Here is a 25,420-nt window from a genome sequence, read left to right on the forward strand (position 1 = left end):
TCGGGCTTGTTTCATAAACGGCATGAAGCTTGCTTTTTGGCGGGCTGCCATCCCTTGTCCAGGAGTCCGGTGTGTCCATTCGCGTCGCGTTGAATCATGTCACACATTACCGTTACGACAGGCTGGTTGCGCTGTCGCCCCAGGTCGTGCGTCTCAGGCCTGCGCCGCATTGCCGGACCCCCATCCTGTCTTATTCGATGCGGGTCGAACCGGCGGAACACTTCATCAACTGGCAGCAGGACGCGTTTGCCAATTATCAGGCGCGCCTCGTATTTCCCGAGAAGACGCGCGAATTCAAGGTGACCGTGGATCTGGTCGCCGAGATGGCGGTCTACAACCCGTTCGACTTCTTTCTCGAACCGTCGGCGGAGAAATTTCCGTTCGAGTATGCGCCCGGCCTCGCGCTGGAGCTCGCCCCGTATCTCGTCAAGCGGCCGATGACGCCGCGCTTCGCCGAGTTCGTCGCAAGTATCGACCGCCAGCCGATGGTCACCGCCGACTTCCTCGTCGGACTGAATCAGCGGCTGCAACGCGAGATCCGCTACCTGATCCGCATGGAGCCCGGCGTGCAGACGCCCGAGGAAACGCTGGTGAACGCCTCGGGCTCGTGCCGCGATTCGGGCTGGCTGCTGGTCGAGACCCTCCGGCAGCTGGGGCTGGCGGCGCGCTTTGTCTCCGGCTACCTGCTGCAGCTCGCGCCCGACGTCAAATCCATCGACGGCCCGAGCGGCACCGAAGTCGACTTCACCGACCTGCACGCATGGTGCGAGGTGTACCTGCCGGGCGCGGGCTGGATCGGCCTCGATCCGACTTCCGGCCTGCTCGCCGGGGAGGGCCATATTCCGGTCGCCTGCACGCCCGAACCCGGTAGCGCGGCGCCGATTTCCGGCGCGGTCGACGAATCCGAAGTCGAGTTCGAGCACACCATGTCGATCGAACGGGTACTGGAGACGCCGCGCGTCACCCGGCCCTTCACCGAAGAAGTGTGGAGCGACGTGCTCAAAATGGGCGCGCAGGTCGACCAGCGCCTGACCGAGATGGACGTGCGCCTGACGATGGGCGGCGAGCCGACCTTCGTGTCAGTGCGCGATCGCGACGCCGCCGAATGGAATACCGACGCGCTCGGCCCGACCAAACGCGGCTACGCGGTCGCGCTGATGGACAAGCTGCGCTCACGCTACGGCGCGAATGGCTTTCTGCATATCGGCCAGGGCAAGTGGTATCCGGGCGAACAGTTGCCGCGCTGGGCGATGTCGCTCTACTGGCGCGCCGATGGCGAGCCATGCTGGCAAGACCCCACGCTGTTCGCCGACGAGCGCGAGCCGGGCACCTACACGGCCGCCGACGCTCAACGTTTCCTCTCGCATCTGGCGACCAAGCTGGCGCTCGACACGGACTGCATCCAGCCCGGCTTCGAAGACGTCTGGTACTACCTGTGGCGCGAGCGCCGCTTGCCGGTCAACGTCGATCCGCTCGATGCGCGTCTGGACGACGAACTGGAGCGCGTGCGTCTGCGGCGCGTGTTCGATGCGGGACTGGGCGGCGTGACCGGCTATGTTCTGCCGCTTGCACGCGAACGCGACGTGCCGAACGAAGCGCCGAAGTGGGTCAGCGGCCGCTGGTTCTTGCGCGACGAACGCATGTTCCTGATTCCCGGCGATTCGCCGATGGGCTACCGCTTGCCGCTCGACTCGCTGCCGTGGGTGTCGAAGACCGACTATCCGTATCAGCACGCGCACGATCCGTTTGCCCCGCCGGTGCCGTTGCGCCCGGCCGCGCAACTGCGCATCCAGTACGACGGCGCCGGCGCCGGCGAATCCCGCCGTACCATGAGCGCCGCCGATGCGCGGCATGCGGCGGCGTTGTCGTCGTCAGCGGCGGACTTGCTGAGCGGCATGGCGGGCAGCGGCGTGCTGGCCTTTGCCCCTCGCACGGGCGATCAGTCGCCGCCGGCGCGTGGACAGTCGTCGAAGGAAACGCTGCGCACGGCGATCTGCGTCGAAGCGCGCGATCCGAAACGTGCCGCGGGTCCGAAAGCGGAAACCGAAGCGTTCGACAGCGGCCGCTCGCTGCTGCATGTGTTCATGCCGCCGCTCACCGAACTCGACGACTATCTCGACCTGCTCGCGGCGATCGAAGCGACGGCCGCCGAATTGCGGATGCAGGTGGTGCTCGAAGGCTATCCGCCGCCGCGCGATGCGCGTCTGAAGGTCTTGCAGGTGACGCCGGACCCGGGTGTGATCGAGGTGAACATTCATCCTGCGTCGAGCTGGGAACAGCTGGTCGACAACACGGAGTACCTGTATCAGTCCGCGGCCGAGAGCTATCTGAGCAGCGAGAAGTTCATGACCGACGGCCGGCATACGGGAACCGGCGGCGGCAATCACTTCGTGCTCGGCGGCGCGACGCCGGCCGATAGTCCGTTCCTGCGCCGTCCCGATCTGTTGGCCAGCCTGATCGCGTATTGGCACAACCATCCGTCGCTGTCGTATCTGTTTTCCGGCCTCTTTATCGGGCCGACGAGCCAGGCGCCGCGCGTCGATGAGGCACGCAACGATCAGGTGTATGAGCTGGAGGTGGCGTTTCGCGAGCTGCAGCGGCAGATCGATCTGCTCGGCGGCCGCGACAGCGCGAACCTGCCGGCGTGGATGATCGACCGCTCGCTGCGCAACATCCTGATCGATGTGACGGGCAATACGCACCGCGCCGAGTTCTGCATCGACAAACTCTATTCACCCGACGGTCCGACCGGCCGTCTCGGCCTGCTCGAGTTGCGCGGTTTCGAAATGCCGCCGCATGCGCGCATGAGTCTCGTGCAGCAATTGCTGCTGCGCGCGCTGGTGGCGCGCTTCTGGCACACGCCCTACACGCAGCGGCTCACGCGCTGGGGCACGGAACTGCATGACCGCTTTCTGCTCGGCACGTTCGCGAAGATGGATTTCGACGACGTGCTGGGCGAACTCAACCAGGCGGGCTTCGCTTTCGAGAGCAGCTGGTTCGCGCCGCACTTCGAATTCCGCTTCCCGCTGGTCGGCGAGACCACGGTGAACGGCGTTTCGCTGACCATTCGCAACGCGCTCGAACCCTGGCACGTGATGGGCGAGGAGGGCTCGGCGGGCGGCACGGTGCGCTACGTGGATTCGTCGGTGGAAAGGCTCGAAGTGCGCGCGCTCGGGTTGAACGACAACCGCCATGTGGTGACTGTCAACGGAGTGCCGGTGCCGCTTCAGCCGACCGGCCGCGTCAGCGAATATGTGGCCGGGGTGCGCTTTCGCGCCTGGTCGCAACCGTCGGCGCTGCATCCGACCATCGGCGTGGATGCGCCGCTCACTTTCGACCTGATCGACACATGGACTGGCCGCTCGGTCGGCGGATGCCAGTATCATGTCGCTCATCCGGGCGGGCGCAACTATCAGACCTTCCCGGTCAACGCCTACGAGGCGGAAAGCCGGCGGCGCGCACGCTTCTTCGCATCCGGCCATACACCGGGGCCGCTCACGGTCGGGGTACCGCAGCGCAGCCTCGAGTTTCCGTTTACGTTGGACCTGCGCTACTGGTAACCTGGTAGACTGAAAGCGGCGGCATACTTTTAAGAACGACACGACCTTGGCCTTTCAATCGACTTTTCCCTTCGAAACGTCCGCGGCGCACGCGGACGCTTCTTCCTTATTGCGGCTGTTGCCGGCTTACGAAGGACATTGGGACGAGTTACGCGACACCTCCGGCGCGTTGCGCGAACCGTGGCGGCAATTCTTCGAGCAGCTCGGCGAGGACGGCATCGCGCGGTTGGAAGATCACCGCGCGTCGGTCGCGCAGCAGATCCGCGACAACGACATCAGCTACAACGTCTACGCGGATAACGGCGAGCCGCGGCCATGGGCGCTCGACCTGCTGCCGTTCCTGATCAGCGAGGCCGAGTGGGCGCATATCGAGCGTGGCGTGACGCAGCGCGCGCATCTGCTCAATGCCATCGTCGCCGATATTTATGGACCGCAGACCTTGCTCGAGCGTGGCCAGTTGCCGCCGGCGCTGGTGTTCGGGCATCCGGGTTATCTGCGCTCGGTGAAGGGCTTCACGCCGCCTGGCGGGCAATATCTGCAGGTGGTCGCCGTCGATCTGGCGCGTACGCCCGGTGGCGACTGGACCGTCATGGCGCACCGCACCGAGGCGCCGTCCGGCCTGGGTTATGCGCTGGAAAACCGGCTGATCGTGGCGACGCTGTTCGCCGAACCGTTCCGCGCGATGCGCGTGAGCCGCCTCGCGCCGACCTATTCGCAACTGATCGCGACGCTCGCGCGGGCTGCACAGGCCACGATGGCGCCCGGCAGTTCGGGCGCCGACGGTTTGCCGCATATCGCGTTGCTCACGCCTGGACCCTATAGCGAAACCTACTTCGAGCACGTGTTTCTGGCGCGCTATCTCGGCGTCACGCTGGTCGAAGGCAAAGACCTGACCGTGCGCGACGACATGCTGTACCTGAAGACGCTCGCCGGTCTCGAACGGGTGCACGTCGTGCTGCGCCGTCTGGACGATGCCTTCTGCGATCCGGTCGAACTGCGGGCGGATTCGAGCATCGGCGTGCCGGGCCTGTTGCAGGTGATGCGCGCGGGCAATGTGATCGTGTCGAACGTGCCGGGTTCGGGCTTTGTCGAATCGCCGGCCTTGCATGGATTTCTGCCGGGCATCGCCGAGGTTTTACTCGGCGAAGACCTCTTGCTGCCGAGCGTGGCGACCTGGTGGTGCGGCGAAGAGGCGGCGCGCGAACACGCGTTCGCACGGCTGGACGAGGCGTTCATCGTGCCGACGTGGCCGGTCGCGCCGCGCGATGCGCCGCCCGGGATCGAGCAGGGCAGGCAACGGCTCGCGACATGGCGCGAGCGCATCGAAGCGATGCCCGACACCTATACGATCCAGCAGTCGCAGCGCTTTTCCTGCACGCCGCGTTACGAAGACGGCACCATTGGCCGCCGTCCGTCGGTGCTGCGCGTCTATGCGATTGCCGATGTCAACGGGGGCTGGCATGTGATGCCGGGCGGGTTCACGCGGATGGCCGCCGAGCGCCAGGCGACGGTGTCGATGCAATACGGCGGCAGCAGTGTCGATACGTGGGTGTTGTCGAGCCAGCCGACGTCGACTTTCACGCTGCTGCCTTCGCCGATGCAACCCGCCGACCTCGCGCGCAAGCATCGCACCGTGTCGAGCCGTGCGGCGGAAAATCTGTTCTGGGCCGGACGTTATGGCGAACGCGCCGAAAACAATGTGCGGCTGCTGCGCCTGATTCTCGGCTCGCTGGAAGGCAACGACGCCGACGCGATGTTCCCCACGCTGGTCGAGCTCGCCATGCATTGCGGTCTCGTGCAATCCGGCGACATGGCCTCGCCGTATTCGCCGCAAGCATTCGAGCGCGCGCTGGTCGCGAATCTGAGCGACAGCACGGGCGCTGCGAGCATCGGCCAGAACCTGAACTACCAGGCGCGTGCGAACGGCGAAGTGCGCGGGCGTTTGTCGAACGATCATTGGCGCACGATTCTCGCGGCGCGCAACGATTTCCGCGATGCATTGCAGACCTTGATGCCGGCTGCGGGCTCCAACGGCAACGGGAATGGTAGCGGCAGCGGTAGTGGCGGCTCACCGCAGGGCGGCGCGAAGGGCAACGGCCGCGCCGAGCGCAGTGAACGCTACGACCGCTATGACCGTGTAACGCTGATGAACGCGCTCGAACGCCTGTCGGTGCAATTGTCGGCGATCAGCGGCGCGCAAGGCGACCGCATGACACGCGACGAAGCGTGGCGTCTGCTATTCGTCGGGCGGCACATCGAACGCGTCTCGGCGATGGCGTCGTTCTTGCGCGTGGTCGCCGACAAAGGCCAGCTCGCGACACCCGCCGGGTTCGATCTGCTGCTGCAATTGTTCGACAGCACGCTGACCTATCGCTCGCTCTATCCGGGCCGTTTCGAAGTGCCGGCCTTGCTCGACCTGCTGGCGATCGAGCCCACCAATCCGCGCGGCGTCTATGGCGTGTATGAGCGTCTGCGCAAGAAGCTCGACGAGATTGCCGTGGCCGCGGGCAGCGTGCGGCATCGTCCGTTTGCGGAATTGATGCCGCCCGCCGCATCGTTGCCGACGCTCGAAGCGCTGTGCGCCATCGACGAAAACGATTCATACGCCAATCTGATGGCGGTGTGCGATCAGATTGGCGGCTATGTCGGCGCGGCGGCGCACGAGATCAGCGCGCGCTATTTCAGTCATGCCAGTACGGTGGCATTGCAGGTGTGGCCATGAAGAACGCGCCGACCGTGTTGTCCGTCTCGCATCGCACGACCTACCACTACTCCACGTATGTGGAGACCGCCCAGCATCTCGCGACGATCCGGCCGATCGCCTGCGCGTGGCAGCGGGTGGTCTCGCACAGCGAAAAGATCGAGCCGGAACCGTCGTATCAGACCAGCCGCATCGACGCATTCGGCAACGACGTGTTGTACTTCGCGCTGGACGCCCCGCACGAGCGCCTGCAACTCGTCAGTGAAACCACGGTGGCGCTCATGCCGCGCTGGACCGACCTCGATCCCGATGAAACGCCTGAATGGGAAGCCGTGGCGGACACGTTGCGTTTCAGGGTAGGCGGCGAGTTCCGGCCCGAGGTGGAGTTCTGCTTCGCGTCGCCGAACATCGTGCCGCGGCCGTTCCTGCGTGCTTATGCGCTGGCGAGTTTTCCGCCCGGCATGCCGATCGTGGCGGGAGCGATCGATCTGATGCACCGGATTCACGAAGACTTCGAATACAAACCTTCGGCAACGATGTTCGACACGCCCGCCGAGCGCGCTTTCGAATTGAAGAGCGGGGTATGCCAGGACTTCGCGCAGGTGATGATCGGCTGCTTGCGCTCGCTGGGGTTGCCGGCGCGCTACGTGAGCGGTTATCTGCGCAACGATCCGCCGCCCGGGCAGCCGCGCCTGATCGGTGCGGACGCCTCGCATGCGTGGGTATCCGTGTATTGCCCGGAGAGTGGCTGGATCGATCTCGACCCCACTAATGACGTGCTCGCCGATATGGATCACGTGACGCTCGCAATCGGGCGTGACTACAGCGACGTGTCGTTGCTGCGCGGGATGATTCTGGGAGGCGGGGCGCATCGGGTGGAGGTGGGGGTGACGGTGTTGGCGCTTTAGCCTGCTGCCTTCGACGGTCGTCGCCTTTATTTCATCTGGAACGGGCACAAAAACTTGACTCTGTGTGTATGCACATATACACTGCCCAACATGACCCGTCCTCTCTCCTACGACGAATGCAACTGTTTCGCGCTGCGCCAGGCGGCGCGGCACGTCACGCAGATCTACGAGCGCCATCTCGGCGAGGTAGGGCTGACGGCTGCGCAGTTCACGATTCTCGCCAAGCTCGCGCGCACGCCGAACCTGCCGATGGTGGACCTCGCGGACGCCATGGTCATGGAGCGCACCACGCTGGTCCGCGCCATGAAACCGTTGCAGCGCGACGGCTTGGTGGTCGCTGAATCGGCGGAGCACGACGGCCGCACGTTTCTGTTCAGTCTCACGGAGAAGGGCGAAACGACCTTCGATCAGGCGGCCATCGCATGGCGTGCCGCGCAAGACGAGTTCGAAGAAAAGTTCGGCCGCGCACGTGCCAAGGCGCTGCGTTCCGAGCTGTTCAACATCACCGGATAGACCAGACACATGAGCTCGTTTCGACGAGCTTTGGTACGTCTGATAATGTGCATACGCACTCACGAAAAGGAAGCGCAGCGATGGACGGGCTTATCGACGACGACTGCTTTGCGATCCGCCAGGCCGCACGCTATGTGTCGCAACTCTACGACCGCCACCTTGAGAATGTCGGCCTCACCATCACGCAGTTTTCGCTGATGGGGCGCCTGAAGCGCGTGGGTCCGATGAGCATGAAGCAGTTGGCCGAAGCCATGCGCATGCAGCGCACCACGCTGGTCCGCACGATCCAGCCGCTGCGGCGCAACGGACTGGTGTCGAGCGAAGCACTCGGGGCCGACGCGCGGGCGTTGTCGATCGCGTTGACGGCGGCCGGCGAAGAGCGGTTGCAGGCAGGGCGCAAGCATTGGCATGCGGCGCAAGCCGAATTCGAAGACCGCTTCGGCGAACAGCGCGCGGCGGCATTGCGCTCCGAGTTGTTCGCCATCACAAGCGATTCCGTTTGAATCAGACCCGCGCGAAGCGGACCAAGCCCGGCGCAATCCAACGCGCCATTTTTTCAGCTCAACGAGTGCATACGCACATACGAACATCATGTCCACTACACCCTCGACTATCGCACCGCCCAGCGTGGCAAACGCCGCCAAACCGGCACGGCGCATTCCGTGGATGCTGCTCGCGATCATCACGGTGCTCGCCGTGCTGGCGCTTGCGGCGTCGTATTGGTTCTTCGTCGGCCGCTTTGTCGAATCGACGGACGATGCCTACGTCGGCGGCGATGTGACCGTGATGTCGCCCAAGGTGAACGGCTTCGTCACGGACGTGCTGGTGCGCGACAACCAGTTCGTGCATGCGAATCAGGTGCTGATCCGGCTCGATGCGCGCGATTACGACGCGCGTCTCGCGCAGGCCAGCGCGGAAGTCGAGAGCGCGCAGGCGGCGATCACCGAGTTGCAGGCGAAGAAGTCCTTGCAGTTGGCCACCATCAACGAGCAGGCCGCCGAGGTCCAGGCGTCCGGCGCCGAGTTGACGCGCAGCGCCGCCGACCAGGCGCGCTATCGCGAACTGGTGAAGGACGATGCGGTATCGAACCAGGTCGTGGAACGCGCGAACGCCGATCTGACCAAGGCGCATGCCGCGGTCGACCGCAGCAGCGCAGCCTTGATCGCGGCGCAACGGCAGATCGCCGTGCTGGACGCCCAGATCGGCGACGCGCAGGCGCGCATCGCCACCGCACAGGCGGCGCAGCGGGTTGCGGCATTGAATGTGGAATACACCACGATCCGCTCGCCGATCGACGGTTACGTCGGCAATCGCACCGCGCGGGTCGGCCTGCTGGCGAACACGGGCGTGTCGCTGCTGACCGTGGTGCCGTCGAGCGGATTGTGGATCGACGCCAACTTCAAGGAAGACCAGTTGAAGAAGATGCATGTCGGCGACGGCGTCGACGTCGATCTCGACGCGTCGAGCAAGCCGATTCACGGCGTGGTCGAGAGTCTCGCGCCCGCGACCGGCGCGACGTTCAGCGTGCTGCCGGCGGAGAACGCCACCGGCAACTTCACGAAGATCGTGCAGCGCGTGCCGGTGCGCGTGCGTCTCGAGGTGCCGAAGGACATGCAAGGCGTGCTGCGGCCGGGCCTTTCCGCGACGGTGAAGGTGCATCTCGATGCCGCTGCGCGCGGATAAGCCCATCATGACTCAAGTTCTCGCCAACCCCGCCGATCTGCCGACACGAATCAAGGTCCTGGCGTTCACGTTGATGTGCGTCGGGTTTTTCATGGCGACGCTCGATATTCAGATCGTGGCGTCGTCGCTCAAGGATATCGGCGGCGGCTTGTCCGCGAGCCAGGACGAACTCTCGTGGGTGCAGACCTCGTATCTGATCGCCGAGATTCTGGTGATTCCGATGTCCGGCTGGCTCACCCGCGTGTTCTCGACGCGCTGGGTGTTCGCGTTTTCCGCGCTCGGCTTCACGGTCACCAGCATGTTGTGCGGTCTCGCGTGGGACATCAACTCGATGATCCTGTTCCGCGGGTTGCAGGGCGCGCTCGGCGCCGCGATGATCCCAACCGTGTTTACCACGGCGTTCGTCCTGTTCCCCGGCAAGCAGCGCCTGATCGCGTCCACCACCATCAGCGCGCTTGCCACGCTCGCGCCGACCATCGGTCCGGTGATCGGCGGCTGGATCACGTCGCAATGGTCGTGGCACTGGCTGTTCTATCTGAACCTGGTGCCCGGCGTCGCCGTCACGTTGTTGGTGCCGAAGTACGTGCATTTCGACAACGTCGATCTGTCGCTGCTGAAAAAGGGCGACTACCTCGGCATCCTGCTGATGTCCGGCTTTCTCGGCTGCCTTGAGTACGTGCTGGAGGAAGGCCCGCGCAAGAACTGGTTCGGCGACCACGTGATCCTGACATGCACGTGGGTGGCGGCGATCTGCGGATTCCTGTTCGTCGTGCGTGCGTTCACCGCGAAAGAGCCGATCGTCGATTTGCGCGCGTTGGCGATCCGCAACTTCGGCATTGGCAGTCTGCTGTCGTTCATCACCGGGATCGGGATTTTCTGCGCGGTGTTCCTGACGCCGGTGTTTCTGTCGCGTGTGCGCGGTTTCGATTCGTTGCAGATCGGCGTGGCGTTGCTGTCGGTCGGATGTTTTCAATTGCTGGCGATGGTCGCCTATTCGGTGGTCGCACGTTTCATCGACATGCGGATTTTGCTGGTGTTCGGCCTGGTGCTGTTCGGCGTGGGCTGTTATCTGTATGTGCCGCTGACCAATCAATGGGGCTGGCAGGAGTTGCTGATTCCGCAGGCGTTGCGCGGCATTGGCCAGCAGTTCTGCATTCCACCCATTGTCACGATGGCGCTGGGTTCGTTGCCGATGTCGCGGCTTCGTTCCGCAAGCGGCCTGTTCAACCTGATGCGCAATCTCGGCGGCGCGATCGGCATTGCAGTGAGCAGCACGATGCTCAACGATCGTTTGAATCTCCACTACGAGCGACTCGACGAACATCTGAGCGCGGGCCGTCCGGTGGTGGAGTCGATTTTGCAGCAGCAAAGCGCGCACTTCGCGGCAGTGGGCGGCGACGCGCTGAATGCGGCCAATGCCGGCCTCGGGGCGTTGCATGCGCTGCTGATGCGCGAAGCGCTCGTGCTCACGTTTTCCGACACGTTCTTTGCGCTGTCGCTCTGTTTCGTCGTCGGTTTGTTGAGCGTGCTGTTCTCGCGCCCGTTTGGCAATAGCGCGCCGCCGCCCGATGCTCATTGAGGAACTCAGCATGAAACCAATCGTTATGAAAGTACTGGCGAGCGCGGCGCTTCTGACGCTCGCGGCGTGTGCGGTGCAACCGGAAACGCACGCGGACCTGCAGCATACGGTTCAGACCGTCGCGCCGGCGGCGTGGAATGTCGATGCCCCTCAAGACAGCGTGAGCGCCGATGCATGGTGGGCGCAATTCGGCGATCCTGTCATGCATCAACTGGTGGAATCCGTGCTGACGGGCAATCTCGACGTGCAGGCCGCGGTGGAGCGCGTCAGGCAGGCGCAGGATCTCGCAAAGCAGAATCGCGCGGCCTTGCTGCCGGAACTGAACGCTAGCGCGACGGCATCCGATTCCCGGCAGAACACACCCCCACCGCTCGGCTACGTGCGTCAGGCCGGCGTCGGCCTGACGGCGAGCTGGACGCCGGACGTCTTCGGCGGCGAACGTCTTGCTGTTCTCGCCGCTGAGGCGCAAGTGTCGGGTCGGCAGGCGGCTTTGAATCAACTGCGTCTGGCGCTCGCGGCGAACACAGCGGCGGCGTATATCGATCTGCGCTGGGCGCAATCGCAATTGCAGATTCTCAGCGACAACGAACAGATCCGTGCCCGTGCGCTAAAGCTCACGCAGGAGCGTTTGCACTACGGACTGTCGACGCAACTCGACGTCGCACGCGCGCAGAACCAGTTGGAGGATTTGCAGGCGCAGGTTCCGCGTATTCAGTCGGCCGTGCAGCATCAACTGAGTCTGATCGCGGTGTTTTCGGGGCGCACGCCGGAGAGCGTCGACGGCTTGCTGCTCGCCAACGCACGCGACATCCCGGTGCCCGCGCAAAGCGTGCCGCAGACGCTGCCGTCCGAGGCGCTGCTGCAGCGGCCCGACGTGCGCAATGCCTATGCCACGGTCGAACAGCGCGCGGCGGAAGTGGGCGTGTCAAAGGCGCAGCGCTATCCGCAGTTCAGGCTCAATCTCGCTGACGGCTTGCTGGCCTCGTCCTACCTCGGCTTGCCGACATTGACCGACAACCTCTTCAGCGCCGCATTGAGCGCAACGAGTCCGATCTTCAACGCCGGCCGCATCACCGCGAATATCGACGCGAGCGAGAGCCGGATGCGCGAGTCGCAACTCGGCTTGCAGCAGACCATGCTGCAGGCGTTGAAAGAGATCGAGGACAACCGCAGCGACCTGGTGAGCGGCGCGGTGCAGGTGCAACGCCTGGGCGGTGCGCTCGACGCATCGAACCATGCGCTGCGTCTGTCGAGTGAGCTCTACAAGGGCGGCGCGACCGATTTCCTCGATGTGCTTACCGCGCAGGAGGCCTATCTGCGCGATGCGGAGTCGTTGAATCAGGCCAAACGCGAGCATGCGCTCGCAGCCGTCGCGCTGTATCGCTCGCTCGGCGGCGGCTGGGATGTCCCGGAAACGGTCACGGCCGCGTCGGCGAATTGATGCATGTGGATGTGGCCGCGAAAGTAGTAGTCCAACTGGAGATGAACGATGAGTACGCGAGAAGTGGTGATCTGCAATCCGGTGAGAACGCCGATTGGCGCATTCGGCGGAGCGCTGAAAGAAGTGCCCGCAACCGAACTCGGCGCGGTCGCGGTGCGTGAGACGCTGCGGCGCAGCGGCCTCGATCCGGCTGCGCTGGCCTCGGTGGTGCTGGGCAATGTGATTCAGGCCGGCAATAAAATGAATCCGGCGCGTCAGGCTTCGATTGGCGGCGGTGTGCCGGTGGCCGTGCCCGCGTTGACGGTCAATCGCGTGTGCGGCTCGGGCGCGCAGGCGATTGCGTCCGCTGCGCAGGAAATCTGGCTCGGCCTCGGCGACGCCGCTGTGGCCGGCGGCATGGAAAACATGGACCGCGCGCCGTATCTGCTCGACGGCAGCCGCTGGGGCTACCGGATGGGCAACGCGCAAATCCACGACAGCCTGCTGCGCGACGGCCTGAACGACGCGTTTTCCGGCGAGCACTCCGGCTGGCATACCGAGGATCTCGTCGCGCAGTTCGATATGACGCGTGAAACGCAGGACCGTTGGGCCGCGCGTTCGCAGCAGCGTTTTGCCGAGGCGCAGGTGCGCGGCGACTTCGACGCGGAGCTGGTCGCCGTCGAAATCCAGGGGCGCAAAGGTCCGCAGCACTTTACGAGCGATGAACAGCCGCGCCCGGATACCACCGTCGAAACGCTCGCCAGACTGCGTCCGGCATTCCGTCCGGACGGCACGATTACCGCGGGCAACGCGCCGGGATTGAACAGCGGCGCAGCCGCCATGCTGGTCGCTGAACGCGGGTTTGCCGAGGCGCGCGGCATCGAGCCGTTCGCGCGGCTGGCGGCGTATGGCGTCGCCGCCGTCGAGCCCGGCATGTTCGGCCTCGGTCCGGTGCCGGCGGTGCACATGGCGCTCGCCCGCGCAGGCTGGCAACTCGAGGACGTCGAACGCTTCGAGATCAATGAAGCCTTCGCCGCCGTGCCGATCGCGGTGGCGCGCAGACTCGGCATCGCCGACGAACTGATCAACGTGCAAGGCGGCGCGATCGCGCACGGCCATCCAATCGGCGCAACCGGTGCGGTCCTGACGACGCGCCTGCTGCATTCGATGCGCCGCGACGGCCTGAAACGCGGCGTCGTCACGTTGTGTATCGGCGGCGGGCAGGGGATCGCGCTGGCGTTGGAAGTGATCTGAGGTCGGCTGCGGCACGTTGCGGTGCGCGGAACCGCTAACGTGCCGCGGCCATTTCGATGCCGCTTAGATGCCGCTTAGATGCGGCGTGCATCAATCTCGCGACGCTGCCTGGCAAACGGTCGCCGCGTCATATTTAAAGTTTTTCCTCCAGCGCCAGTTTCGTTTAGCATCATTGCCACTTTCACAAGAAGACCACGAAACATGGCACTGATCGCTCGGAACATCCTCGGTATTGCTGTCCTGCTACTCATCGCTTTCATCTTTTCGACCAACCGGCGCGCCATTCGCTTACGGACTGTAAGCGCGGCGCTGCTTGCGCAGATCGGCATCGGCGCGTTCATTCTTTTCGTGCCAGTCGGAAAGACAGTCCTTGCGGCGGCCGCGTCCGGCGTCAATCACGTACTCGGCTATGGCAACGCGGGCATCGAGTTCCTGTTCGGCGGCCTCGTGCAATCGAAGATGTTCCAGGTCTTCGGCGACGGCGGCTTCGTGTTCGCCGTGCGGGTGCTGCCCGCCATCATCTTCGTGACCGCGTTGATTTCCGTGCTGTACTACATCGGCCTGATGCGCTGGATCGTGATCGTGCTCGGCACGGTATTCCAGAAGCTGCTCGGCGTATCGAAGCTCGAGTCGTTCTCAGCCGTCACGACGATCTTCCTCGGCCAAAGCGAAATGCCGGCCGTGGTCAAACCGTTCACGCGCGACATGACCGGGGCCGAACTGTTCGCGGTGATGTCGAGCGGCATGGCGGCGGTTGCCGGTTCGGTGCTGGCGGGCTATGCCGGTCTCGGGGTGCGGATTGAATATCTGCTGGCCGCGTCGTTCATGGCAGTGCCAGGCGGCCTGCTGTTCGCCAAGATCATTCACCCGACCACCGAAGCGAGCCGCGTGCAACTCGAGGACCTCAGCTTCGACGAAAAGCGCCCCGCGAATGTGATTGAAGCGGCAAGTTCCGGCGCGACCGTGGGCCTGAAAATCGCCGTGATGGTCGGTGCCATGCTGATCGCGTTCGTCAGTCTGATCGCGTTGCTCAACGGCATTGTGGGCGGGATAGGCGGCTGGTTCGGGCATCCGCAACTGTCGATGCAGTCGGTGCTCGGGACGGTCTTCGCCCCGCTCGCGTACCTGATTGGCGTGCCGTGGAGCGAGGCTGCCATCGCCGGCAATTTTCTCGGCCAGAAGATCATTCTGAATGAATTCGTCGCTTACGCGTCGCTGTCGCCGTATCTGAAAGATGCCGCAAGCGTGAGCGCGGCCGGCTTGCAGGCGCTCGATCCGCGTACCCTTGCTATTCTCTCGTTTGCGTTGTGCGGCTTTGCGAACTTTGCATCGATCGCGGTGCTGACGGGCGGTTTTAGCGCCGTCGCGCCGGATCGCCGTGCCGAGGTCGCGCGCTATGGCCTGCGCGTCGTGCTCGCCGCGACGCTCTCGAACCTGATGAGCGCCACGATTGCGGGCATGTTCCTGACGCTGAATTGAATTGAGGATCGTTGCATGAACATGGAACAACTGCTGGAACGCGCGGGTGTCGCGCGAGAAAAGGCCTATGCGCCTTATTCGAAGTTCAAGGTCGGTGCCGCGCTGCTGACCAAAGACGGCACGGTATTCGACGGCTGCAACGTCGAGAATGCCTCGTACGGGCTGTGCAATTGCGCTGAACGTACCGCGTTTTTCAGCGCGATTGCCGCGGGCTATCGGCGCGACCAGTTCGCCGCGCTTGCCGTGATCGGCGACACGGACGGACCGATCGCGCCCTGCGGCGCGTGCCGTCAGGTGATCATCGAACTGGGCGGCCCGGAATTGCCGATCCGCCTCGGCAATCTGCATGGCGCGACTCGCGACACCACCGCGCGTGAACAATTGCCGGACGCGTTCTATCTATGAGCCAGCACAAGGTGATCTACGACACCGATCCCGGTGTGGACGACGCGATGGCGCTCGTGTTTCAGGCGCTGCATCCGGACATCGAATTGCTCGGTCTGACGAGCGTATTCGGCAATGCCACGATCGGGACCACCACGCGCAACGCGCGTTTCCTGGCCGGACGGTTCGCGCCGGGCGTGCCGGTCGCGCAGGGCGCCGCCGCACCGCTCAAGCGCGCGGCACCCGAGCCGCTTGCGTGGATTCACGGCGATAACGGGCTTGGCAACATCGCAATCGAAGCCGATTTCGAGGCGCCGCTCGACGCGCGCCCCGCCCATCGCTTCATCATCGACACAGTGCGCGCGCATCCTGGCGAAGTGACGTTGATCGCAGTCGGCCCGCTCACGAACCTGGCCCTGGCGCTGGCCGACGATCCGCAGATCGCCTTGCTCGTCAAGCAGGTGGTCATCATGGGTGGTGCGTTCGGCACGGACGGCGTGCTCGGCAACGTGACGCCGGCCGCCGAAGCGAACATCCTGGGCGACCCCGATGCCGCCGACATTGTGCTCGGTGCGCCGTGGCCGGTCGCGATCGTCGGGCTCGACGTCACGCAGCGCACCATCATGAGCCAGGATTATCTGGCGTCGCTGCGCGATCGTGGCGGTGCGGCAGGGCAGTTCGTGTGGGACGTGTCGCGGCACTATGAAGCGTTTCACGAGCAAAGCGCGCAACTCAAGGGCATTTACGTGCACGACTCGTCGGCGGTCGCCTATGTGCTGGCGCCGCATCTCTATACGACCCGCAGCGGCCCGGTGCGCGTGCTGACGGATGGCATCGCGGTGGGCCAGGCCATCCAGAAGCCTTCTACGATGCCGGTGCCCGCGCCGGACTGGGACGGCCGGCCCGAGTGCGCAGTCTGCCTCGGCGTGGATGTGCCCGGAATGCTCGCGCTTTACGAGCGCACCATTTGCGGCACGCTGTAGGACGGTCTCGCGAAGTTGCCGAGGCGATTGATCTGACGTAAGTGCGGTGCGGCCGCAGTGCAATGCAGCAAACCGGCCGGGCATTGTGGCCGATGCATATAGTCAATCTTTGCTACATTTCTGCAGACGTGCTGCACACGCGGTCCTCGAAGCCTTTGCACACTGGCGCGGCGCGCGTGATCCACATCTATCAAGAGGCAAAAGATGCGAATTCTAGTAGTAGGGGCGGGCGCCGTGGGTGGCTACTTCGGCGGACGTCTCGCGGCGGCGGGCCAGGACGTGACCTTCCTCGTGCGTCCGGGCCGCGCGGAAAAGCTCGCGCGTGACGGTCTCGTGATCAACAGCGTGCGCGGCAACCTCACGCTGCCTGACGTCAAGACGATACTTGCCGGTGTCGGCGCGGAGCCGTTCGATCTGGTGCTGCTCAGCTGCAAAGCCTACAGTCTCGACGACGCGATCGATTCGTTCGCACCGCTGGTCGGCGAATCGACGCTGATTCTGCCGATGCTCAACGGCATGCGCCATATCGACGTGCTCAAGGAAAAGTTCGGTGCGTCGCGCGTGCTCGGCGGTCAATGCGTGATCGCGGCGACACTCAGTCCCGAGCAGCACATCATGCATCTGAACGAAACGCACGCGATCACCTTCGGCGAACTGGAAGGCGGCACGTCCGAGCGCGTCGAGGCGATCGCGGACGCGATGGCCGTTGCGAATTTCGATACGGTGGTGAGCGACAACATCCTGCTGCGCATGTGGGAGAAGTGGGTGTTCCTGGCCACGCTGGCGGCCAGTACGTGCCTGATGCGCGGTTCGGTCGGCGATATTCTGGCTGCGCCGGACGGCAAGCGCATTGTCGAAAACCTGCTTGGCGAGTGCCGCGGCGTCGCGGAGCACAACGGCTTTACGATGGGCCCGGACTTCGACGCGCGGGCGACCCAAACGCTCTTTACGCCGTCGCCGCTGACGGCTTCGATGTTGCGCGACGTCGAAAACCACTCGCATACCGAGGCGGATCACATCCTCGGCGATCTGATCTCGCGCGGCGGCGATGCACAGAAGGGCGAGCACGGCTTGTCGCTGTTGCGCATCGCCTATAGTCATCTGAAGACGTATGAAGTGAGGCAGACCCGCACATCCTGAATGACTAGAACGCGGGCAATGGGGACGGCCACAGCAGGCTAACGTTTCGGAGGTGAAGCAATGCCGAGTCCAACCGGATCCGTACCCGCGCTCAGCGCTGCCTCAGCGACGATCTTCTCGATCGGCATCGTCTTTCTCGGCTACTGGGGCTTGTACGAACAGTCGAAATGGCATGTATCCGACGTCTTTGTCTTCGTGTTTGCGATGATCGGCTTCGGCTGCCTCGGTCTCGTGCCGTGGATGGCGACCAGCCCGGTCGAACCGGAAACCAGTGACGCCCGCATCCGTATTGCGAGGCACATGTTTCTTGCCGGCGTCCTGTCGATCTGGCTGGGCGTGGCGATTTCGGTGATCTTCTGATGCAACGCCAGAAACGAAAGCGCGCGCCTTGAAGCCAACAAGGCGCGCGTCTCGTGGAGGCGGAGAAGCGCAGCGCGGCCATGCCGATTGCCGGCACGCCGAAATGCGCCAGCAGGCTTAACGCTCGATCTGCCTGTTCCAGCGCGTATCCCACTGCGCGCGATGCGCATTGATCGTGTCCCAATCCACCACGGTTACCTTCTTCACCAGATCGTCGACGTTGCCCAGGCTTTGTTGCATCGGCGGCGTCATCTTCGCGAGACGGTTGGTCGGAATCTGCTTGCCGGCTTCGGCGGCCTTGGTCTGAGCCGGCGCGGAAAGCAGGAACTGCGCGAGTTTCTGCGCCAGTTGCGGATCGGGGTTGTTGTTGACCACGCACAGATCGACCAGCAGCAGGACCGAACCTTCCTTCGGACTCACATAGCCGACCGGAATGCCCTTGTCCTGCAGATCGCCCACGGCAGTCGGCGTCAACGGGAAGAGGCCCGCTTCGCCGGTCTGGACCATTTCGGAAATCTTCGCCGAGTTGGGCACATACTCGACCACGTTCGGACCAACCGTCGTGGCCCACTTCGTGAAGCCCGGTTCGACGTTCTGCTCGCTGCCGCCCATCAAACGGTTGATTGCCAGAAAGCCGTGCAGACCGAAGGTGCTGCTCGACGCGGACTGGAACACCACCTTGCCCTTGTACTTCGGATCGGCAAAGTCCATCCACGAAGTCGGCGGCGCCCAGCCTTTTTCAGCAAACAGCTTCTTGTTGTACGCGATGCCGGTCATGCCGAGTTGCACGCCCGCGCCCATGTCGTCCTTCATGCGCGCGAACGGGTAGAGCTCCTTGAGCACCGGCGAGTCGTCGAGCTTCTTGCACACGCCCATGCTGACCGCGCGCGCCATCACGCCGTCGTCGAGAAACACCACGTGGATTTGCGGATTGGCCTTGTTGGCGAGCAGCTTGGCGAGAATGTCCGACGAAGTGCCGGGCACCACGACCACCTTGACGTCGTTGGCCTTCTCGAAGTCGGGCAGAACCTGGCTCGTATAAGCCTTTTCCATCGGACCGCCGTTCATGCCGATATAAATGGTCCTGGTCTCCGACCAAGCCGGCGCGGCCGCACCGAATGCACACAATGCGGCCAGCGCCGCGATCGTCTTGAACAGTTTCATTGAGAGGCTCCTGGGTTTCATTGAACGATAACGAGGCGACGACAAGGCGATAAGCGATAGCAAGTCGATAAGCGGGAACTAGACGGCGGATCGCGCGGCAACAGCAGCAAAGCGATTGATCGAGAAAGCGTCCAGCGGCGTGGCTGTCGCGCCGTCGATCACGAGATCCGCGAGTAGGTCGCCGACGCCTGGCGCCAGCAGAAACCCGCCGCCCGAAAAACCGAATGCATGCAACAGGCGCGGCACCGCGCGGCTCGCGCCGATGATCGGATTGCTGTCGGGCGTTTCGCCTTCCACGCCGCTCCATGTGCGGATCAGCAGCGCCTCGCGCAGCGGCGGCAGCAGGGCGCAGGCATCGCGCATCACGGCACGGGTGGTTTCCGTCGACGGCTGGCCGTATTCGCCGTCGCCATGTCCGCGGCCGCCGCCGATCACGCAATTGCCGCGCGCCACCTGCCGCGCGTAGATGCCGCCGCCGTACACGCCGAGGTTGTGCGTGATGAAGTGCGGCAGCGGCTCGGTGACCCACATGTTCGGATAGATCGGCTTCATCGGTGCGGTTTCGCCGAAGTAGCCGGCGACTGTATTCGCCCATGCGCCGGCGGAATTGATCAGCCAGTCGGCGCTGATGCGCGTATTGCCCGCGCGTAACTGGAAGCGTGTGCCGTCGTGATGGATCTCGGTGAGCGCGGTTTGTTCGCGTACGTCCGCGCCCGCGGCTCGCGCGGCACGCGCGAACGCGGGCGACACGAGGCGCGGATTCGCGTGACCGTCGGTCGCGCAAAGCGAGCCGCCGATCGCCGCCGCGCCCAGCCATGGATAACGTTGCCGGAACGTGGCGCCGCTGAGTACCTGCGCTTGCAGGCCATGGCCGCGTGCCATGGCCGCCCAGGCTTCGAGCGCGGCAAGATCGGCTTCGCTGCGCGCGAGCCGCAAATGTCCCGACACGGTGAATTCGCCGTCGATGCCGATCAGCTCGGGCAAGCGGTCCCAGATGCGCCGTGCACGCATGGCGAGCGGCATCTGTTCGGCCGGCCGTCCCTGAACGCGCACGCCGCCGTAGTTCACGCCGCTTGCCTGGGCGCCGCAATAGCGCCGCTCGAACAGGCCCACGCGCAAGCCGCGCCGCGCGAGCGCCAATGCCGCCGACGAGCCGACCAGGCCGCCGCCCGCGATCGCGACGTCGTAGTGCAAGGTGTCACTCATCGCGCGCCTCCTCGGGAATGTCGGCGACGTCGTCGGCAATCATCGCGGGCGATAGTGGAATCGGCTTGACAGGCGGTTGGCTGCGCAAGCGACCGACGGCGCCGAGCGGCTTGCCGGTTTCTTCCGCAAGCAGCGTGAGTGCCGCTTCGCCGCACATGCGTCCCTGGCAACGGCCCATGCCGACGCGAGTGAGGGCTTTCAGACGATTGATCTCGTTCGCCTCGCCACCGCGAATGCAGCGCCGCAAGGTGCCTGCGTCGATTTCTTCGCAGCGGCACACTGTCATGTCGTCGGGCCATTGCGTCGCGCATTTTGCGGGTGGGGCGAAGGCCGTTTCGATACCCTGGCGAAACACCGCGATACGTTGCAGGCTGCGCGCGAGCGACGCTGCGTTGCGCATGCCGGGGCCACGTGGATGCGCGATGCCGAGGTCGTCGAGTAGCGCGAGCGCGGTGCGCCGGCCGGCGAGTTCGGCGGCGTCGGCGCCGGCAATGCCCGCACCGTCGCCCGCCAGATAGATGCCGCGCACGGAGCTGCGGCCGGCGGCGTCGAGTTCGGGTAGCCAGCAACGATTGTGGGCATCGAAGCGGAAACGGCATCCGGCGAGATCGGCGAGCTGGGTTTCAGGTTTCAACCCGAAGCCGATGCCCACGGCGTCGCACGAGAGTGTGTCGCTCTTCGAGCCGTCGCTTGAAGAACGCCATTCGATGGCGCTGACGCCTTCCTCGCCACGAATACCGATCAGGTTCACATCGCGCTCGATCCGTACGCCGCGCATTGTCAGCCAGCCGACGTAGTAGAGCCCTTTGGCGAACGTAGCTGGCTGGCGTGCGAGTTTCGGCGCTGCGGCGATCTGTTGCGACAACGGACTCGTATCGAGTACGGCCACCACCTGTGCGCCCGCTTTAACGTACTGATAGGCCACGAGATAGAGTAGCGGCCCCGTACCTGCCAGCACCACGCGCTGACCGATCGCGCAACCCTGCGCCTTCAGGGCAACCTGCGCCGCGCCGAGCGTAAAGACGCCGGGCAGGGTCCAGCCCGGCACCGGCAGCACGCGATCGGTGGCCCCGCTCGCGATGATCAGATGCGAGAACGGCACGCCGATTTCGCGTCCCGCGTGCAGCGCATCGAGGCGGCCCGGCGCGCAGGCCCACGCCAGTGTGTCGGGGCGATAGTCGAGGTGCGGAAGCAGCGCGGCCATCGTCGTGTGCAACGCGTCGGCCTTATGCGCTTCGAAACCGTAGAGCGCTTTCTTCGAGCGCTGGAACGCGCCATTCTCTGGCGGTTGACGATAGATCTGTCCGCCCCAGCGGGCGTTTTCATCCAGCACGATCGGCCTGACGCCGGCTGCGACGAGTGTCTCGGCGGCGCGCACGCCCGCCGGTCCCGCACCGATGATAACCACGCGGTGTTCGCCGCTCATTGCGGGTCTCCGTTTGCGGCTGAGGCTGAGGTAGCGGCAGAGGTAGCGGCAGTCGCGGCAGTCGCGGCAGAAGCGGTAGAGGCGTACGGGACGGCAGCGGCCGGCGCAGTGGCAGCGGGCACATCAGCGGGCACAGCAGCGGGCACAGCAGCAGGAACAGCCGCAGGAACAACAACAGAAGCCGCTTCAGCAAACCGCGTGACCACCCGCAGGCCAGGCGTCACCAGTGTCGAGCACGCGCGCAACCGCAGACCCTCTTCGGTCCGCATCCAGCAGTCCTGGCACGCGCCGATCAGGCAGAAGCCGGCGCGCGGCGCGCCGCTGAATTCGCTTTCGCGCACGCGACGTTGATGCATCAGGACGGCGGTCAGCAGCGTATCGCCTCGCAGCGCGGCGACCTCGTGGCCGTCGATAAAGAAGCTGAGCGGTTCACGCTGCGTCTCCGCAACGCGAACGAATTGCGCATCACGTGTCGGCGCGGCGGGTTCGGAGGACGGCAAACTCGACGGCATGTGAGAGAGGGCGGTAGAAGACATCAGTGCTGGCCGATCAGAATCCGGTTGAGCCCATACACGCGATCGAGCAAGAGCATCGCGCCGGCCGTGATGAAGATCACCAGGGCGGAGACCGAGGCCATCATCGGGTCGATCGATTCGGTTGCGTACATATACATGCGCACCGGCAGCGTGACGGTCTGCGGCGAGGTGACGAAGATCGACATGGTCAGCTCGTCGAAACTGTTGATGAACGCGAGCAGCCAGCCGCCGGTAATACCCGGCAGAATCATCGGGAAGGTGACGCGGCGAAAGGTGGTCCATGCATCGGCGCCGAGCGAGTGCGCGGCATGTTCGACGCTGCGGTCGAAGCCGCTGACGGAGGCCAGCACGAGCCGCATCACGAACGGCGTGATGATGATCATGTGCGCGAGCACGAGCCACGCGAACGAACCGGTCGCGCCGATCAGGGCGAAGAAGCGCAACAGGGCGATGCCGAGCACGAGACCGGGAATCACTAATGGCGACAGCAGTAAGCCGTTGAGGAAACCGCGGCCCGGAAAGCGGGCACGGCCGATCGCCAGCGCCGCGGGCAAGGCCACGATCAATGACAGCGTCGCCGAGGCAAACGCCAGCTTCAGACTGTTGAAGAACGCCGAGATGAAGTCTGGGTAGTTGAGGATCGCACGGAACCAGCGCAGCGATACGCCGTGGGTGGGCAGCGTGAGCGTTTCGTCGGGCGTGAAGGCGACCAGCACCACGATCACCAGCGGCGCAAGCACGAACGCAATGACGAGCGTGTGGAAAATCAGCGCAATGGGGCCGTTTTTTCTCATGATGATCTTACTCAGTGAGCAGATGAATGGGCCGAAGAACGAGCCGATGCATTAACCCAGGCTCCTGGCGTACTTGCGTTCCAGAACCCGGTAGTAAGTGAGCATCACGATCAGATTCGCGACCAGCAACAGGAGCGCGATGGTCGCGCCGAGCGGCCAGTTCAGCGAGCCGAGGAATTCGTCGTAGACGGCGGTGGCGGCGACTTTCAGGCGCCGTCCGCCGAGCAGGCCGGGAATCGCAAATGCGCTCGCCGACAGACCGAACACCATCAGGCTGCCCGACAGGATGCCAGGCGTGAGTTGCGGCAGCACGATGCGGCGCAAGGTCGTGGCGGGCGATGCCATCAGCGAGAGCGCGGCATTTTCCGTTTGCGGGTCGAGCTTCTGCAACGCGGTCCACACCGGAATCACCATGAACGGCAGCATCACATGCACCAGTGCGATGACGATCGCGAAGGTGGTGTATTCGAGCTTGTACGGTCCCAGTCCGACGAGACCGAACGCCTGATTCACGAGGCCGTTGCTGTTGAGCAGCATGCTCCAGCCGAACGCGCGCACCACGACCGATACCAGCAGCGGCGCGAGAATGATCAGCAGGAACATCGAGCGATACGGATCGCGCATGCGCGACAGCACGTACGCTTCGGGCGTGCCGATCACAATGCACAGCAGGGTGGTCAGAAACGCGATGCCGAAGGTGCGCAGGAAGATCGTGTGGAAATACGACGAGTTCAGCACTTCCGCGTAATTGCCGAGCTGGAATGCGGCGAGCGGGCCACTCGCCGGATCGAAGCGGTAAAAGGTCAGCACCAGCGTCATCACGAGCGGCACCAGCACAAGCGTCGCAAACAGCAGGAACGCCGGCGCGCACATCAGCCACAACGGCAGGAACGCCTGCCACGGCGCGCGGCGCGCAGTGCCGGTTTTCATGCTGTTGTCGTTCGAAGCGGGCAGCGTACTAGCCATGATGCGCATCCCGTTGGATGAAGCGGATCGCCTCGCTGTTCCAGTCGACACCGACCGCCGCGCCTTCCAGCAGCGGCTCGGTGCCTTCGTTCTGGCAGCAGACCAGCACTTCGCCGAGCCGGCTGTCCACGCGGTACAGCCATTGGCTGCCGAGGAAGAAGCGGCTCGTCACCGTGGCCGCCAGACGTCCCGCGTCCGGCGCGCACAGGCGCAGCTTTTCCGGACGAATGCACATCGTGACCGCATCGCCGACGCCGATCGCACGTTCGCGCGTCGGCAGTTGCGCGGTGTGGCCGGTCTCGGCGAGGTCGTGTCCGAGGTCGATGCGGATCGCGTCGCCGTCGCGCGCCACCACCTTGCCCGCCAGCATGTTCGCCTTGCCGATGAACTGCGAGACGAATCTGTTTTCAGGCCGTTCGTAGGCTTCGTACGGCGTGTCGATCTGCGTGATGCGGCCGGCTTCCATCACCACCACGCGGTCGCTGATCGACAGCGCTTCCGACTGGTCGTGCGTGACCATGATGGTGGTCGTGCCGATCTTGCGTTGAATGGCGCGCAGTTCGAACTGCATGTCCTCGCGCAGTTTGGCGTCAAGATTCGACATCGGTTCGTCGAGCAGCAGCACGGGCGGCGCGATCACGATCGCACGGGCAATCGCCACGCGCTGCCGCTGACCGCCGGACAACTCGCGCGGGAAGCGGTGCGCGAGCGTATCGAGCCGCACCAGCGAAAGCGCTTCGCGCACGCGCTCCTTGCGCTCGGTCTTGTCGATGTTGCGCATCTCCAGACCGAAGCCGACGTTGTCCGCGACGCACATGTGCGGAAACAGCGCGTAGCTCTGGAACACGATGCCGAGGCCGCGTTTGTTCGGCTTCATGTGCGTGATGTCGCGGCCGTCGAGCGTGATGCGGCCGTGCGTCGTTTCGACGAAGCCCGCGATCATCTGCAGCGTGGTGGTCTTGCCGCAGCCCGACGGTCCGAGCAGCGAAACGAACTCGCCTTTTTCAACCGACAGGTTCACGTCGGCGACTGCCTGCAGATCGCCGAACGATTTCGCAACGTCCGTGAGTGTGAGGAACGACATGATCTGGCCTTTGGATGGATCGACACCGGTTCAATCGGCAACTGCCTCGATGAAGCCGACTCTATCCAGCCAAATTACGTGGCGTCAATTTCAAATTCCGTTTAGCGATATAAGATTGGAATAAATTCCGTTGGATGGAAGATATCGGATGGGGCTAACTGCAACTGTTCCGCTGTATGGTCTTAGGAAAATCCCTATGATTTAGAGCGAAGCGCAAATGGAACGGATGTGCCGGGAATATTCCACTCAGGGATAAAACCCTATATAGTATTCCGTTCAA

The 25,420-nt window shown here is 64.3% G+C and carries 20 protein-coding genes and 1 pseudogene; 14 read left to right on the top strand and 7 right to left on the bottom strand.

Translation table 11 applies throughout. The annotated features are described in order from the left end of the window. Nucleotides 1–71: 71 nt before the first annotated feature. From DSC91_RS02920 to DSC91_RS02985, 14 genes are all read left to right on the top strand, one after another. Complete coding sequence (locus DSC91_RS02920; RefSeq protein WP_115776747.1) at nt 72–3,560, top strand: transglutaminase family protein; 3,489 nt, start codon at nt 72–74, stop codon at nt 3,558–3,560. A 46-nt stretch (nt 3,561–3,606) separates the two neighbouring features. Next, complete coding sequence (locus DSC91_RS02925; protein WP_115776748.1) at nt 3,607–6,282, top strand: circularly permuted type 2 ATP-grasp protein; 2,676 nt, start codon at nt 3,607–3,609, stop codon at nt 6,280–6,282. Beyond that, on the top strand, nt 6,279–7,169 hold the full coding sequence (locus DSC91_RS02930; protein ID WP_115776749.1) for a transglutaminase family protein: 891 nt from the start codon (nt 6,279–6,281) through the stop codon (nt 7,167–7,169). Before DSC91_RS02925 ends, DSC91_RS02930 begins: the two co-directional genes overlap by 4 nt. Before the next feature lie 90 nt (nt 7,170–7,259). After that, nucleotides 7,260–7,682, top strand: a complete 423-nt coding sequence (locus DSC91_RS02935) for a MarR family winged helix-turn-helix transcriptional regulator (RefSeq protein ID WP_115776750.1) — start codon at nt 7,260–7,262, stop codon at nt 7,680–7,682. Between the two features lie 80 nt (nt 7,683–7,762). Then, complete coding sequence (locus DSC91_RS02940) at nt 7,763–8,185, top strand: MarR family winged helix-turn-helix transcriptional regulator (protein ID WP_115776751.1); 423 nt, start codon at nt 7,763–7,765, stop codon at nt 8,183–8,185. Nucleotides 8,186–8,273: 88 nt separating this feature from the next. After that, on the top strand, nt 8,274–9,365 hold the full coding sequence (locus DSC91_RS02945) for an HlyD family secretion protein (RefSeq protein WP_175171880.1): 1,092 nt from the start codon (nt 8,274–8,276) through the stop codon (nt 9,363–9,365). A 7-nt stretch (nt 9,366–9,372) separates the two neighbouring features. After that, the gene (locus DSC91_RS02950) at nt 9,373–10,944 is read left to right on the top strand and encodes a DHA2 family efflux MFS transporter permease subunit (protein WP_115779660.1); all 1,572 of its coding nucleotides are present in this window, start codon (nt 9,373–9,375) and stop codon (nt 10,942–10,944) included. Between the two features lie 10 nt (nt 10,945–10,954). Beyond that, the gene (locus DSC91_RS02955; RefSeq protein ID WP_115776752.1) at nt 10,955–12,385 is read left to right on the top strand and encodes an efflux transporter outer membrane subunit; all 1,431 of its coding nucleotides are present in this window, start codon (nt 10,955–10,957) and stop codon (nt 12,383–12,385) included. A gap of 48 nt (nt 12,386–12,433) precedes the next feature. After that, nucleotides 12,434–13,618 (top strand): thiolase family protein, encoded by a 1,185-nt coding sequence (locus DSC91_RS02960; protein WP_115776753.1) that lies wholly within the window; start codon nt 12,434–12,436, stop codon nt 13,616–13,618. A gap of 201 nt (nt 13,619–13,819) precedes the next feature. Beyond that, nucleotides 13,820–15,097 carry a NupC/NupG family nucleoside CNT transporter gene (locus DSC91_RS02965; RefSeq protein WP_115776754.1) on the top strand — a complete coding sequence of 426 codons (1,278 nt, stop codon included), beginning with the start codon at nt 13,820–13,822 and terminating at the stop codon, nt 15,095–15,097. Between the two features lie 15 nt (nt 15,098–15,112). After that, nucleotides 15,113–15,502 carry a cytidine deaminase gene (locus DSC91_RS02970; RefSeq protein WP_115776755.1) on the top strand — a complete coding sequence of 130 codons (390 nt, stop codon included), beginning with the start codon at nt 15,113–15,115 and terminating at the stop codon, nt 15,500–15,502. Then, the gene (locus DSC91_RS02975; protein ID WP_115776756.1) at nt 15,499–16,464 is read left to right on the top strand and encodes a nucleoside hydrolase; all 966 of its coding nucleotides are present in this window, start codon (nt 15,499–15,501) and stop codon (nt 16,462–16,464) included. Before DSC91_RS02970 ends, DSC91_RS02975 begins: the two co-directional genes overlap by 4 nt. 204 nt (nt 16,465–16,668) lie before the next feature. Next, nucleotides 16,669–17,604, top strand: a complete 936-nt coding sequence (gene panE / locus DSC91_RS02980) for a 2-dehydropantoate 2-reductase (RefSeq protein WP_115776757.1) — start codon at nt 16,669–16,671, stop codon at nt 17,602–17,604. Between the two features lie 60 nt (nt 17,605–17,664). Further along, entirely contained in the window at nt 17,665–17,964 is a 300-nt protein-coding gene (locus tag DSC91_RS02985; RefSeq protein ID WP_115776758.1) for a hypothetical protein, read from the top strand. 117 nt (nt 17,965–18,081) lie between these two features. On the opposite strand, the gene DSC91_RS02990 is transcribed toward DSC91_RS02985, so the two are convergent. The 7 genes and pseudogenes from DSC91_RS02990 to DSC91_RS03020 form a co-directional block, all read right to left on the bottom strand. Further along, nucleotides 18,082–19,128 (bottom strand): ABC transporter substrate-binding protein, encoded by a 1,047-nt coding sequence (locus DSC91_RS02990; RefSeq protein WP_115776759.1) that lies wholly within the window; start codon nt 19,126–19,128, stop codon nt 18,082–18,084. 78 nt (nt 19,129–19,206) lie between these two features. Next, the gene (locus DSC91_RS02995; RefSeq protein WP_115776760.1) at nt 19,207–20,334 is read right to left on the bottom strand and encodes an NAD(P)/FAD-dependent oxidoreductase; all 1,128 of its coding nucleotides are present in this window, start codon (nt 20,332–20,334) and stop codon (nt 19,207–19,209) included. Further along, nucleotides 20,327–21,760, bottom strand: coding sequence for an FAD/NAD(P)-dependent oxidoreductase (locus DSC91_RS03000; RefSeq protein ID WP_115776761.1), 1,434 nt, complete (start codon nt 21,758–21,760; stop codon nt 20,327–20,329). The genes DSC91_RS02995 and DSC91_RS03000 overlap by 8 nt, the downstream gene beginning before the upstream one ends. A gap of 182 nt (nt 21,761–21,942) precedes the next feature. Continuing rightward, nucleotides 21,943–22,272, bottom strand: a pseudogene (locus DSC91_RS38135) ((2Fe-2S)-binding protein); the annotation flags it as partial. Nucleotides 22,273–22,295: 23 nt separating this feature from the next. Then, nucleotides 22,296–23,090, bottom strand: a complete 795-nt coding sequence (locus DSC91_RS03010) for an ABC transporter permease (RefSeq protein WP_115776763.1) — start codon at nt 23,088–23,090, stop codon at nt 22,296–22,298. A gap of 51 nt (nt 23,091–23,141) precedes the next feature. After that, nucleotides 23,142–24,056 carry an ABC transporter permease gene (locus DSC91_RS03015; RefSeq protein WP_115779662.1) on the bottom strand — a complete coding sequence of 305 codons (915 nt, stop codon included), beginning with the start codon at nt 24,054–24,056 and terminating at the stop codon, nt 23,142–23,144. Next, a complete protein-coding gene (locus tag DSC91_RS03020) occupies nt 24,049–25,140 on the bottom strand; it encodes an ABC transporter ATP-binding protein (RefSeq protein WP_115776764.1) in 1,092 nt (363 codons plus the stop codon). Before DSC91_RS03020 ends, DSC91_RS03015 begins: the two co-directional genes overlap by 8 nt. Between the last annotated feature and the right edge of the window lie 280 nt (nt 25,141–25,420).

This window comes from Paraburkholderia caffeinilytica (assembly GCF_003368325.1).
In the GTDB taxonomy this organism is placed as follows: domain Bacteria; phylum Pseudomonadota; class Gammaproteobacteria; order Burkholderiales; family Burkholderiaceae; genus Paraburkholderia; species Paraburkholderia caffeinilytica.